11 protein-coding genes and 1 tRNA gene are annotated in these 13,668 nt (G+C 45.3%); 6 read left to right on the forward strand and 6 right to left on the reverse strand.

All coding sequences use genetic code 11. The features are described 5' to 3' along the window. Positions 1-57 precede the first annotated feature (57 nt). Positions 58-903, reverse strand: a complete 846-nt coding sequence (locus MKY14_RS15545; protein ID WP_036685042.1) for a hypothetical protein — start codon at positions 901-903, stop codon at positions 58-60. A 279-nt stretch (positions 904-1,182) separates the two neighbouring features. Here MKY14_RS15545 and MKY14_RS15550 point away from each other — a divergent pair. Then, positions 1,183-1,256, forward strand: a tRNA-Arg gene (locus MKY14_RS15550). An 877-nt stretch (positions 1,257-2,133) separates the two neighbouring features. On the opposite strand, the gene pstA is transcribed toward MKY14_RS15550, so the two are convergent. From pstA to MKY14_RS15570, 4 genes are all read right to left on the reverse strand, one after another. Continuing rightward, complete coding sequence (gene pstA / locus MKY14_RS15555) at positions 2,134-2,961, reverse strand: phosphate ABC transporter permease PstA (protein ID WP_076194563.1); 828 nt, start codon at positions 2,959-2,961, stop codon at positions 2,134-2,136. A 50-nt stretch (positions 2,962-3,011) separates the two neighbouring features. Next, complete coding sequence (gene pstC / locus MKY14_RS15560) at positions 3,012-3,959, reverse strand: phosphate ABC transporter permease subunit PstC (protein WP_036685038.1); 948 nt, start codon at positions 3,957-3,959, stop codon at positions 3,012-3,014. Between the two features lie 82 nt (positions 3,960-4,041). Next, positions 4,042-4,902: a phosphate ABC transporter substrate-binding protein gene (locus tag MKY14_RS15565; RefSeq protein ID WP_038573065.1), complete on the reverse strand. Its 861-nt coding sequence runs from the start codon at positions 4,900-4,902 to the stop codon at positions 4,042-4,044. Positions 4,903-4,957: 55 nt separating this feature from the next. Beyond that, a complete protein-coding gene (locus tag MKY14_RS15570) occupies positions 4,958-6,394 on the reverse strand; it encodes a stalk domain-containing protein (RefSeq protein WP_340976802.1) in 1,437 nt (478 codons plus the stop codon). Between the two features lie 340 nt (positions 6,395-6,734). Here MKY14_RS15570 and MKY14_RS15575 point away from each other — a divergent pair, with 340 nt between their 5' ends. Beyond that, positions 6,735-6,959 (forward strand): hypothetical protein, encoded by a 225-nt coding sequence (locus MKY14_RS15575; protein ID WP_340976803.1) that lies wholly within the window; start codon positions 6,735-6,737, stop codon positions 6,957-6,959. 503 nt (positions 6,960-7,462) lie between these two features. Here MKY14_RS15575 and MKY14_RS15580 read toward each other — a convergent pair. After that, the gene (locus tag MKY14_RS15580) at positions 7,463-7,594 is read right to left on the reverse strand and encodes a hypothetical protein (RefSeq protein ID WP_340976805.1); all 132 of its coding nucleotides are present in this window, start codon (positions 7,592-7,594) and stop codon (positions 7,463-7,465) included. A 67-nt stretch (positions 7,595-7,661) separates the two neighbouring features. Here MKY14_RS15580 and MKY14_RS15585 point away from each other — a divergent pair, with 67 nt between their 5' ends. From MKY14_RS15585 to MKY14_RS15600, 4 genes are all read left to right on the forward strand, one after another. Next, entirely contained in the window at positions 7,662-8,393 is a 732-nt protein-coding gene (locus MKY14_RS15585; RefSeq protein WP_339191281.1) for an ABC transporter ATP-binding protein, read from the forward strand. After that, positions 8,390-9,439 (forward strand): ABC transporter permease, encoded by a 1,050-nt coding sequence (locus tag MKY14_RS15590; protein ID WP_076277516.1) that lies wholly within the window; start codon positions 8,390-8,392, stop codon positions 9,437-9,439. The genes MKY14_RS15585 and MKY14_RS15590 overlap by 4 nt, the downstream gene beginning before the upstream one ends. Before the next feature lie 57 nt (positions 9,440-9,496). Further along, positions 9,497-10,186, forward strand: a complete 690-nt coding sequence (locus MKY14_RS15595; protein ID WP_076220316.1) for a TetR/AcrR family transcriptional regulator — start codon at positions 9,497-9,499, stop codon at positions 10,184-10,186. An 81-nt stretch (positions 10,187-10,267) separates the two neighbouring features. Continuing rightward, a complete protein-coding gene (locus MKY14_RS15600) occupies positions 10,268-13,612 on the forward strand; it encodes a DEAD/DEAH box helicase (RefSeq protein ID WP_340976806.1) in 3,345 nt (1,114 codons plus the stop codon). Positions 13,613-13,668 lie beyond the last annotated feature (56 nt).

The raw sequence follows: 13,668 nt of genomic DNA on the forward strand, positions 1-13,668 counted from the left end.
TCAAATAATGATACAATCCACGCACAGAATAACCATTATATTATATACAACATTACTTTATTTATCAAGTAGAGAAGTCTTTACAAAACCCTTGAGAGCACGATAAGCTCCCTCAAATTGAAAGCGCATGCCGTCTGTGATGCCATACATTCCACGTGTCTCTTCCTCTTGTCGGGAGCCGTTTAAACTCTCAGAAACAAATTGGTGCAACGCTCCTGCCCAAATATCCAGCAAAACGTCTTCGCCTTCCAGCAATTTCCGATATTCATCCGACCCATAAATCGACATGATGAACTGGCCCCAGAGCTCTTGTGCAAAATAATACAGCGTAGGCTCATGCACCTCAGCCTGCCCGGCTACCCGCTCCAGCACATGACTCACCTGCGGAGGAAAATCCTCCGTCTGCAGTGGCACGCTCTCGATCTCTACAAGTACCTTTTCATGTCCGCGAATCAGCTTCACTGTTCCCTGCATCCCACGCCGCTTAAGCGTCTGCAAGGTCCGAAATTGCAGCAGTGGATGAACATTATCCCCCTGTAGCCAAGTGGTCAGCTCCTCGTCAACGCCGCCACCTTCCAGATAGGATAGCTGCTCTAGTGCAAGTATTGTCGCCTCAGACAGAGGCTCGTTCATCACCCGCTGCAGCAGCTTTTTGGGATACCCCGTATCCTCGTTCATTTTAGATTTGGCCAAAAAGCGGGCCATATCCTCTTCCCTTAAATCTTCGTCTTCGGGGTGAACAGCTCCCTCCGCATCTCCATTCTGGGACGCGTAAGGAAATGCCGTTTCGAGCCATTCCAGCAGGGACCGCCATTCCTCGTAATTTCGCTCTTCCTGTCCTTGACACTGCAGCAAAAAACGAAGCAGCTCCATCGCTTCCCCGTAGCGTTCACTTTCCAGCATCACCGTCAGCTGGATTTGATAATAGTCCAGTGTCTTGGGGAAAAGGACGATATTCTCTTTGGTGGCGGGGGAATCCGAATGTTTAATGAGGGCACCTCCTTATGTCTACTTATGTGAATGGAATCCTAACCATTATAAAAGTTATTAATACCTTAAGCTTCTTCCGAAACTTAATAATTGTAGATTATAGCATACCCCGTACTCTTTTTAAAAAACAGCTTGAAAAAAAACACCCCATATGATATGATAATTCCTGCTTGCTTTTCTGCCAGCAACCATGTCCCGGTAGCTCAGCTGGATAGAGCATGCGCCTTCTAAGCGCACGGTCGGGGGTTCGAATCCCTTCCGGGACGTCATATAGAAACAGCCTTCCTTCGGGAAGGCTGTTTCTGTGTTCAGGGGAGGGGTTGGGCGGGGCTCAGGGAGTCACTGGGACGATTAGACGACTGAATGACTGAGCTTAAAGATTCGCGGCTCTGGATTAGTTGAGTTTCAGAGATTAATGGAGCTTGGATTCGAAGCTCAGAACTTGATGAAAACTTTAGCCTTGTCGGAGCTCAGGATCCGATAGAGCTTAGCATTCGAAACTTAGAATTCAGTGAAAACCCATGCCTCGTCGGGCTATGAGTCGATGGAGCTTAACCTTTGATGCTCGCTCGGACTTGGTCACACTTAGAACTCATTGGGGCTCAGGGTTCTGTGAAGCTTAGCAATCGATGATCAGTTTCTATGAGTCAATACCACATCATACCCCGCCGCATTAGAACATCACGGCTGCTTTTCCGGAGAAACGCCGCTACATGCTATCTAATTGCATTTTCTGCAACTAAAAGTACCCTTTTACCTCCAAAACTCGCTTTAATTGCATTTCATACACTTATATTCTCAGATTTACTCCTAGAATGTCCTTTTCACCATTTTTAACTGCACAAAGTACAATTAAACCCAAACAAACCTATCCCCATCAAAAATAAGTGTATAAAGTGCAATTAAAAACCACTCATTACTCATCGACTATTACTCTTCACATTCCCATTTCTGATTTTTAAATATGGAAACTTTTTTAGCTCTCTATAAGCGTGGCCAATCTAATTACTCAAAAGACACGCACATTAGCAATTTTATCGATAAATGGAGCACCTTGTTTATTTAATCGGTAATAAAAAAACTGTTCACGGCGATTTCTCGCCGAGAGACAGTTTTTTATGCATGTCTTCCTATATGAGCGAATCAGCGCCCTTTGCGGCGATTTCCGAGCCAGAGCGGAAAACGGAAGGCAAAGTTAATAAACAGAACTACAAATACGAGTACTGCCGCTGATTTGTCAGCGATTTGCCGCGCATCTTCTACAATTGCTTCAGATTGTACATACCATAGATGCACTGCAAGGGTTTCACCCGGTGAGAATAGATTAAAGTCCCACATTTCGCCCGAGGTACTGAGACCCGCGGTAAGGATAATAACCGCAGACTCCCCGAAGGCGCGTCCAGCAACGAGACAAATCCCAGTAACAATGGCTGACATTGCAACGGGTAGAACTACTGTGCGGATCACATGGAATTTAGTCATGCCCAGTGCATATCCAGCTTCACGCATCTCCCCAGGAACAGCACGAACCGCTTCCTCCGTCACACGTGCAAGCATAGGCAGATTCAAAAGCGCCAAGCTTACCCCACCGCCAAGAATCGTCAGGCCGATTCCAAAATATTCAGCAAATATCGCAAGTCCAAGCATACCAAATACAATTGAAGGAACCGAAGAGAGAGCTTCTACACATATACGCAGGCCGCCTGTAAAAGCATTATCCGGAGCATACTCCGCCATATAAATCCCCGCACCTAAACCGATAGGGACGGAAATAAGCAGCGAGATGAACAAAATATAAAAAGAGTTGAAAAGTACAGGACCGATCCCGCCACCTACGTCAATCTCTTCAGGCTGTTTAATCAGGAAGTCAGGCCGCAGCGCTGGCAGACCTTTACTAAGAATCGTGAAGAGCAGCCAGAAGATTAGCAGCATAACTAAAGCCCCAAGCGTATAAAACCCTATAGTCGCCATCTTATTGCGTCTCTGAGCACGCGCTGTATGCTTTGTACTTGCGAATCCGTTCACGCTGCATCCCTCCTTTTTCTACCCAGCACGCGGATGATCAGAATCAGTACAAAGGAAATCACCAGTAGAAGAAAGGCCATCATATGTAGGGCATAATTCCAGGTTGATTCAAACTCTACATTCGAGATTTGCATAACGATGTTACTAGTCAAGACCGAAGCAGGTGTAAATAAGGTTTTCGCCAACTGTGGTGTGTTTCCGATAACCATAACTACAGCCATTGTCTCCCCCACAGCACGAGTCATCCCGAGGATGACTGCAGAGATAATCCCTCTGCTGGCCGCAGGCAAAACAACACGCATAATGACTTGCAAACGGGTAGATCCAAGAGCGTACGCAGCATCCCGATATTTGCGTGGGACAGCGACAATAGCATCATCACTGATTCGACAAATCGTTGGCAGGACCATTAATGCGAGTACGAGGGCCGCAGCCAGCAAACCATCACCCAAGCTCTCCCCACTAACTCTACGCAGGAAAGGAAGTAATACCGTTAAGCCTAAATAACCATATACTATAGAAGGAATCCCAACGAGCAAATCGAGCACCGGGCGAATGAAGGTCTTCATCCACTTCGGAGCAATCTCCGCACAGAGCACGGCCATACCCACAGAAATAGGTACTGCGATCAGCAGGGTCAAAGCCGTCAGTGAAAGTGTATTTACAATGAAGGCAGCAGCCCCAAACGAGTCCTCTTCAGGCGTCCAGTTAAAAGAAAAGAAAAAGTCCGCAGGCGAGAGATGACCAAACAGAAGCAGCGCCGTTTTGCCGATAAATAGAATTACAAGTCCAAGCACGAAGCAAAGTGCAAGAATGCTGAATAAGAAATAAAAGCGGAATAATCGGTTGCTAAACATATGTCTACTGTGACGTTTGGAGTTGGCGCTAACTTCTGTAACGCCCTCCTTAACCTTAGTTGCCAGGTTGTGGACTGGTGCCCCCATACTTTCCCTCCTGTAAGCGGCCAACCCCGTATCAAAATCGGGGCTGGCCGCTGTTACCGTTCAATATGATCTTCAGATGTTATTAACCCTTCATTGCTGCGATCGGAATGAATTTAAGCTTTTTCAGAGAACCTTGTTGGAACTTTTTGCTTTGTACGTATTCGATAAATTCTTTAGTTGCGCCAGTAGGTTGACCTTTAGTCATGTAGTAACCATAAGCCCAAATCTTATAAGAACCGTTAATTACGTTGTCTGTAGTAGCTGCGATACCGTTGTGTTTCACTGCTTTTACGTCGCCACTTACATAAACAAGGTCGATATAACCGATGGAGTTAGGAGTAGTTCCTACTGCTGTTTTCATGTCGCCGGATGAACCTGTTTCTTTGTAGTTCTTAGCTTTTTTAACGATATCTCCGCCATCCAAGGCTTTAGCTTGATAGTTAACGCGGGTACCAGAACCGAAAGAGCGAGTGATGACAACGATATCTGCATCTGCGCCGCCTACTTCTTTCCAGTTGGTGATTTTGCCAGCGAAAATGCCTTTAAGTTGTTCTGTTGTGAGGTTATCTACACCCACATTTTTGTTTACAATCGTTGCAAAAGGAATGACAGCTACTTTGTTCGCTACCTGTCCGTCAAAAGCTTTGAAGCCTGGTACGTCGATGCTAGCATCCCAGTCGCAAGCGCCGATATCAGCGATGCCTTTTTTCACAGCTTGTGGTCCAGTTACAGAACCTTTACCAGATGCTGCGATTTTCACTTTAGGGTGGAGCTTTTGGAATTCTTTTGCCGCTTGCAAGGTCAATGGAAGAAGTGCGGTTGAACCGTTAACGGTGATTTTGCCACTAAGTGAATCTGCTGCTGCTGCAATCCCTGCAAAAGATGCGGTTACCGCGATTACGGCTGTTAAAGCCGTTACTGTTAATTTCTTGAAGATTTTCATTGTACTATTTTCTCCTCTCGGCTCTAGGCCGTTAAAATATGTTTTAGGATAATCATTATTTAGTCAGTTGCAGCCCTTTACCGCCTTGGATAACCCATACGCTGTCGCCGCTCACAATCGCAAGCTTGCTTCCATCTTTAGATACAGATACTTCAGATACATCTTCAGTCGTACGGAACAGTTCGGTCTTTGCACCACTACCATCGATAGAATAGATCACTGTGCTTCCGTCTGCCGTAGTACCTGCCACTACCAAACCATTGCTAACGCCAGTGGACCAATTCACTTCGATATCAAGTGCAATATTAGTGCTGGTTGCGTCCGCTTTTACAAGCTTCAGGGTATTCTTCGCATTGCCGTCTGCATCTGCGCTCAGGTATGCCACATTTCCATCAGCCAAAATCTCTGGGTAAAGCTTGTTATCCGCTGTGGTTGTTAATGCAGCTGGTTTAGCATCTTTTGTAGCCAGATCAAGCTTGTAAAGCTGCTCTCCTGCCGAGCTGAAGTCTACCGTAAGAGAATCTTCTGTGCTGTCTGCATCATTTTTAGCAACACCCGTCAAATTAACGATATAAACGGCGTTTTTTTCGTCAGCAGAAATGCGCAGTTCAGATTTATTCTCAACCTTGTCAGCCAAAACGGATTTAACATCACCAGTCTCTACTGAGATTTTAGCGATTTTTTCTTGCTTGTCTCCTTGGATGAAGTAAATGCTTTTCCCATCTTTGGACCAAACCAGATCTGTCTTCACGCTATTGTCGGTGCCTAGTGTTTTAACAGCTCCGCTAGACAAGTTAATCAGATTCAGCAAACCTTTCTCATCATTAAAAGCTCCCCACTGTTGATCCGGCGATACTGCAAAGTCCACCGCACTGTCATTTGACGAAAACACTTCATAGTTACCTGGTTCTGTACTGAATTTGATAAGCTGAGTAGTTTCAGCATCACTTTTGTTCGCAATCAGGTTACCAGCTGCCGTCCAGTGCAAAGTATCAAACAATCCTTCCGGACGTGCAAAGCTCAAAATCGTGCTAGCATCAGCGTCCAGCTCTCCACCTAATGCAATAACTAACTTAGTCAGCTCTACATAGGTTTTACCGTTATAAAACACTGGAGCCACTGTGAACGATTCGGAATTACCATCTACTTGATAGCTCTTTGAGCCTGTTTTGAGTTGCACATTATGTAGTCCTTTGCTGTCGTTAAGTTCAAACCCGCTTGTTCCCAGTACTACCTTAGCCCCAATTTCACCAGCTACCTGAGTCAGCGAGTAAAGCTTGTAACCACTGCTGTTAATGGTGTTAAACACAATCGGCGTTCCGTTTACATTCCAAGTAGTTGTACCTTCTTTAACTGCTGTAACAGCAGCGACTTGATTGGTAGCTACAGATTTTACATTACTGCCGGTGCTAGCTGCAGATACACTTCCAACGCCTACTGTTGCAAGAAGTGCTGAAGCCAACGTTGCGCTAATCCATTTACTGTTTTTCAATTAGATTCACCCTTTTCGTATAGGTAACTGCTAATGTCATTTTCGTCTACAATTGTCAATTCTGTTGCAGAGGAATGTAATGGAAATATTAACTAGTATTCTTTTTTTAAAAAAATCAGGTATATTAGCTCATTTAACAATTTTCTTGCTCTAAACCAAATGAACTAAACAGCAAAAACAGCCTTTTTTCGTAAAAAGGTGCTTGGTGTGGCTACCTTATTGAGTTGGAGAATTGTTTGGGATTGGTGAGACGTAGGGACTAATTTGAGATTGCAGGCGGGTGGGGGAAGCTTGTTGCCGAGGTGGGCGGGTGGAGTATATTGGGAGGTCGCTTGGGCGGGTGGGAAAGCTTGTTGAGGAGGTCGATGGGCACTTGGAGTATATTGCAGAGTTCGCTTGGCGCGTGGGGGAAGCTTGTTGCTGGGGTCGATGGGCACGTGGAGTATATGTGGAGTTCGCTTGGGCGCGTGGGGAAGCTTGTTGCTGGCGAGAGTCTGCTATCAATTATGTGGCTGCTGCTTACGATTTAAAAACTACCTGGTCTGTTGGGGCGGTTTCTGCGTAAGGTTAGGAGATTCGGCTCATTGTGCGGGATTTATACCGTTCTTTTGCTGACTTTAGCGGGATTGAGTTCTTTCTACGGGATTTATACCGTTCTTTTGCTAACTTTAGCGGGATTGAGCTCTTTGTGAGGGATTTATACCGTTCTTTAGCTTGATTTATCTAAATCATGCCTATTTAGTGGCATTTATGCCCTTCTTTTGTCTGGTTTAGGTAAACCCGTGCTATTGTGAGGCATTTATGCCTTTCTTTTAGCTGATTTAAGTAGATCGACGCCATTTAAGGGCATTTATGCCTTTCTATTACCTAGTTTAGGCGGACTGGCGCTATTTAGTGGCACTTTTGCCTTTTATTCAGATCATCTCTATCTATATACATAGTAAAAGGACATGTTGAATTAACAAACGTCAATCGGGATTAAGCTAATACTGTGGGATACCTTTGTATAAAATATATGGTTTACAATTCCTAACTTTTGATGCACAGTAATGAGTGAGTACTCACTCATTATATAATTAGAGTGTTTAACGCAATGCAGTTCATCACCATCACCATCACCATCACCATCAACATCACCATCACCATCACCATCACCATCACCATCACCATCACCATCACCATCAACATCACCATCAACATCACCATCACCTTCTACACCTTCAACTCAAGTAAGTATCCCAGAACATTCAGAATCGAGGAGATAAACATGGGTTCAAAGATTCCAGTTATTTCAGTGAGCCATGTCGGGAAAGCGTTTGGAGAGAAACAGGTGCTCGAGGATATTTCGCTTCAAGTGGAACGTGCGGAAACCTTTGGCATACTAGGGCCATCGGGCTCAGGAAAAACAACATTAGTGAAGCTGCTTACAGGTATCGATGAGGTAACCTCCGGCGAGGTGAAAATACTTGGCGTGACGATGCCGAAGCTGACTATGCTGCAACAGATTGGGTATATGGCCCAGTCTGATGCCTTGTACACGGAGCTTAGCGCGAAGGAGAATCTGGAGTTTTTTGCAGCGCTATATGGACTAAAGGGGGAGCAACGCTCCAAACGCATCACAGCCGTAATGGAGATCGTTAATTTACAAGATCATTTAAGAAAAAGAGTAGACCAATACTCCGGCGGGATGAAACGCCGCTTATCATTGGCGATCGCGCTGCTGCATGAACCGCCGTTGCTTATTCTTGATGAACCTACAGTTGGCATAGACCCGGTGCTGCGGCTATCCATCTGGAAGGAACTAAAAGCGCTGAACCAGAAAGGCACCACCATTGTGCTGACCACGCATGTCATGGATGAAGCTGAAAAATGTGACCGGCTCGGAATGATCCGTGATGGCAAGCTGCTTGCTGCCGACACGCCTGCCGGACTGCTGCAAGCCACCGGTTCAGCTTCTATTGAAGAAGCCTTTTTATATTATGGAGGTGTGCGTTCATGAGAATCCGAGCGATCACCTTAAGGATTTTGCGACAGTTTATTCATGATAAAAGAACGATGGCATTAATGTTCATTGCACCACTCCTCGTTCTAAGCTTAATGAGCTTGGTCTTCAACGGTGACGCCTATGAACCCAAAATCGGTGTGTCCGGTGTACCTCTAAATATGTCAGCTGCGTTAAAAGAACAAAATGCCATCATCAAAGAATATGCCAGCGCAGAGCTGGGAAAAGGCGCTTTAGTTGAAGGAAAAATTGACGCTTTGATCACTTTGAACGGAACCGCCGGAGATTCGCAAGTAACGCCTCAAGTGCTGTTAGAAGGTAGCAACCCTACAGCCAATAAGGCAGTAATCATGACGCTGCAACAAATCTCCCAAAAACTTCTTCCAAGTACAAAGGAACAATTACAGCCGCAGATCAGCTATCTTTACGGTTCTGAGAATATGAAGACGATCGACCGTTTCGGTCCCATTATGATTGGCGTATTTGTTTTCTTTTTCGTATTCTTGATTGCAGGTGTATCCTTCTTAAGGGAACGAACCACAGGCACGCTTGAACGCCTACTTTCGACTCCATTAAAAAGATGGGAGATTGTGCTCGGGTATGTATGTGGTTTCGGCATATTTACCGTTTTTCAGGCGCTATTGATCTCATGGTATTCCATACAGATTCTTGGCATTATGATGACAGGCAGCTTTGGTTACGTATTGCTGATCACATTACTCCTATCGATGACAGCGCTGACGTTGGGCACACTGCTGTCGGCTTTTGCAGCCAATGAGTTGCAAATGATACAGTTCATTCCACTCATTATAGTGCCACAAATCTTCCTCAGTGGATTATTCCCGCTCGATACCCTCCCACTGTGGCTCCAGCGCGTTGGCCTCGCTACACCGATCTATTACGGATCAGAAGCTCTGATGAACATTATGGTCCGTGGCAAAGGATGGAGCGCAATTGCAATGGATGTCTATGTACTTATAGGATTTTCGCTGCTATTTATGCTGCTGAATGTATTGGCACTGCGCAAGCATCGCAAAATGTAACTTCACAAAAGCTATTATCATTGAAACAAAATGAATCAAGCATGGAGGGTTATTGTAATGAAAGAGGAAGTTTCTACGGAACAAAATATAGAAGAGCAGTGGATAGAAGAGCTGCTGACCCTTGGCAAAGACGAGAAACTGACACCGAAGCAGATTTCTATTCTACAAGCGGCGATTGAGGTGTTTTCCGAAAAAGGATACTCTGCGACATCCACGAGTGAAATTTCTCAGAAGGCGGGCGTGGCGGAGGGAACGATTTTTCGCTATTACAAGACTAAAAATGATCTGCTGCTTGCCATAGTAGGTCCTACCATGAGTCGCATGCTTGCGCCTTTTGTGCTGCGGAATTTCAACGGCGTGCTTGATATGCCCTACGACAGCTTTGAGGAGTTCCTGCGGGCATTTATGATCAATCGGCTGGATTTCGCCCGCAAGAATTTTAAAATTCTTAAGATTCTTATTCAGGAGATTCCTTTTCAGCCAACAGTTAGAGCGCAGTTTGTAGAGAATATTCTTAGCAAAATACTGGAGCGCGTGATTGATATTGTTGAACATTTTAAGGAAAAGGGTGAAATCATCGAGGTGCCTACACCCACACTTATACGCTTCACACTCTCATCTGTCGTAGGTTATTTGATGAATCGCTTGCTGCTGCAGCCAGATAAGGACTGGAACGACGAGGAAGAAATCAACCTGACGATCGCTTTTATCATGCATGGAATAAGTAAAACAACACCCCCTATTTGATGCGCACGCCCGTTCTGTTATCATAAGTACTATATTAAATTCGGGCTTTTCAAGATCAAGTTATGAGGAAGGAATTATGTTATGGGCTTTAGTGTATCAGAACGGGTAATCAAACTGCTGTGCGGCAAGTCTATTTTTGAAAAAGGATTAGCTTATTACCAAACTGAAAGTGTCGATATAATTGAAGTTGAAGAATACAATGACTCCATTCCAGATTTGCCCCGCTCTCGATATGAAGCCATTGTTCAGGGGGCGATCGACTATGAAGTTATGGTGGTCATTGATATTGATGGGGATGTCCAGGCAGAGTGTAATTGTCCAGCCTACTCCCATGGGGGGCCATTCTGTAAACATATCGCGGCTGTGCTGATCAACGTTGACGCCCTTAAAACTGGCCGAGATCGTTCAGAGCCTACCGGAGCTTCGCACCTGTCCTCTATAGAAGATACTGAGATTCTAACCCCACGTATTTTTACAGATACTGCGCAAGACAACGGGGGAAAGTCCAGAGATCAACAGCTCGTGAGCAGCCTACTGGGGATGTTCAGCAACCATACACCGCGTCCTAGCGGTACGGGGGCTTTTGTAGATAACAGACTTCCTCTAAATATAGAGTTTACATGCAAGCCGTTCACTTATAGTTACAGCCACACCATGCTGGGTATAGAAATGAAAGTCGGTCCAAAACGTCTATATATTGTTCAGAAAATAAGGGGATTTCTAGAAAGCGTACACCGCGGAGAATCCTTTGAGTTCTCGAAACATTTTATCTATGATCCTGCCATTTACAGCTTTCGGAAGGAAGACAATGTTGTTCTACAGAAGCTGATTGATATTGTATTAAATGAAAAAATGTACCGCGATAACGTAACTCCTTACTCACCTTATGGGGGAAGTATTGGGGGAGATCGTTTGCTGGCCGTCCCTCCTTTTTTCTGGGAGTCGCTTCAACCTGCGCTTTCAGAGGTCTCGTCGGTATTTTTGCAACAAGAAGAGGTGCTATACGAAGGCATCCACGTGTCCAATGAGGCGCCTCCACTCAGCTTTGAATTTGAACAGGCAGAAGAGGATGGATATCATCTGGATATTCAAGGACTTGAGCAGATTTCGGTCTTAGAAGATTACGGGATAGTACTATCGGAAGGTAAGTTGCTGAAGCTATCCCCTCAAGAATGCATACGCCTTGCTGAAATGAAAAAAATGCTGGATTCCTCCCGCCGAAATGGTATCGATATTGCCCCCGAGCAAATGGAGTCTTTTATGGACAAGGTTATTCCTGGTCTGAAAAAGCTAGGCAACGTCCATATCGCCGATTCCATCGCGGATCGGATTGTCCAACATAGGCTTATCGCGAGACTTTATCTGGACCGTGTGAGAGATCGGCTGCTCGCCGGACTAGAGTTCCAATATGGTGACATTGTGATCAATCCCTTAGATGAAAAAGCCCATGTTCGCGGGACGAATTTGATTCTTTTGCGAGACGGGGAGGGAGAAGCCCGCATTCTGGAGCTGATGGAGCACGAATCCTTCGCTAAAACTGAAGGCGGATATATTATGACAGACGAAGAGGGCGAGTACGATTTTTTGTACCATACCATTCCGCTGCTGGAACCGCTGCTTTCGGTCTATGCGACCTCCGCAGTCAAAGCAAGACTGTTCACGAGCACTACACCCCCAAAGGTGAGCATTAGTTGGAATGAAAAGACGGACTGGCTTGATTTTAAATTCGATATGGGCGGGATTCCAGAAGCTGAGATTGTTATGGTTCTGAAATCCCTGCAGGAAAAACGCAGATACTACCGCTTGCCTGATGGGGCCCTGCTACCACTGGAGAGCGAGGAGCTTCAAGAAATCATTACCTTTATGAATGATATAGGCATCCGGGAAGGTGAGATCAAAGGGGTGGAATTTTCTCTGCCCGTTGTTCGCGGGTTACATTTGACCTCCACGGATGCTAAGAGTGACTCCATTAAGCTGGGCAGATCCTTTAAAAGGTTACTTGCGAACATGCGGAATCCTGAGAATCTTGATTTTCCTATACCTGACAGTCTGGTTCCTGTGCTAAGGGATTATCAACAGTATGGGTTTCAGTGGCTGAAGACGTTGGCCCATTACCGTTTTGGTGGTATTTTGGCGGATGATATGGGGTTAGGCAAAACGCTGCAAAGTATCGCTTTTCTCCTGTCAGAACTTCCAGAGATCCGTCAGAATGGACTGCCTGCCCTAATTGTCGCTCCTGCGTCTCTCACTTATAACTGGCTTAATGAGCTTAAAAAATTCACACCAGAGATCAAAGCTGTCATTGCAGACGGTAGTCTAATTGAACGCGGGCGGATTTTAAAAAATACAGCAAAAGCTGATGTAATCATCACTTCTTATCCGTTGCTTCGCAGAGATGTTCAGCTGTATGCTAAAAAGTCTTTTCATACCCTGATTCTCGATGAAGCACAAACTATAAAAAACCATACTACACAGACAGCCCAAGCTGTAATGGCGCTACAAGCCCGGCACCGTTTTGCACTTACGGGTACTCCCGTGGAGAATGCGTTGGAAGATTTATGGTCCATTTTCGGCACCGTGTTCCCTGGGTTGTTTCCAGGCAAAAAAGCTTTTCATGATTTACCAAGAGAAACGGTTGCGAAGCGGGCGCGTCCCTTTTTGCTGCGGCGCTTAAAGAGTGATGTGTTAAAGGAACTTCCGGACAAAATCGAATCCGTACAAGCATGTGAACTGCTGCCGGAGCAAAAAAAGTTATATGTAGCTTATCTCGCCCGTTTGAAAAAAGAGGCGCTTAAGCATTTGACCCAAGATAGCTTCGGCAATAATAATCGGATCAAAGTTCTGGCGGGACTAACTCGTCTGCGCCAGTTGTGCTGCCACCCTGCTCTTTTTGTCGATGGATATGAAGGAAGCTCTGCTAAATTCGAGCAGCTGCTCGAAATTATAGAAGAATGTCGCAGTTCGGGTAAACGTATGTTAGTATTCTCACAATTCACAGAGATGCTCGGCCTGATTGGACGTGAACTAGGATATCAGGGCATTCCATACTTTTATTTAGATGGTCAAACGCCTGTTTCTCAACGAGTAGATTTATGTAATAAATTTAATGAAGGAGAGCGTGATATTTTCTTAATCTCCTTAAAGGCCGGCGGGACCGGGCTCAACTTAACTGGGGCAGACACTGTAATCCTTTACGATCTTTGGTGGAACCCTGCCGTCGAGCAGCAAGCTGCGGATCGGGCTCACCGTATCGGGCAGAAAAATGTAGTGCAAGTAATTCGTCTCGTCACCCAAGGCACCGTAGAGGACAAGATGTATGAGCTGCAGCAGAAGAAAAAGAACTTGATCGATGAGGTCATCCAGCCAGGTCAAGAAAGCTTGTCTACCCTCACAGAGCAAGACATCCGGGAGATTCTAATGATCTAAATAACAACGTTGGAGAAAAAATCAGGATATCCTGCAGCCCATAGGGCTATCGGGAT

The sequence above is a fragment of the Paenibacillus sp. FSL R5-0887 genome (assembly GCF_038002305.1).
In the GTDB taxonomy this organism is placed as follows: Bacteria; Bacillota; Bacilli; order Paenibacillales; family Paenibacillaceae; genus Paenibacillus_AQ; species Paenibacillus_AQ odorifer.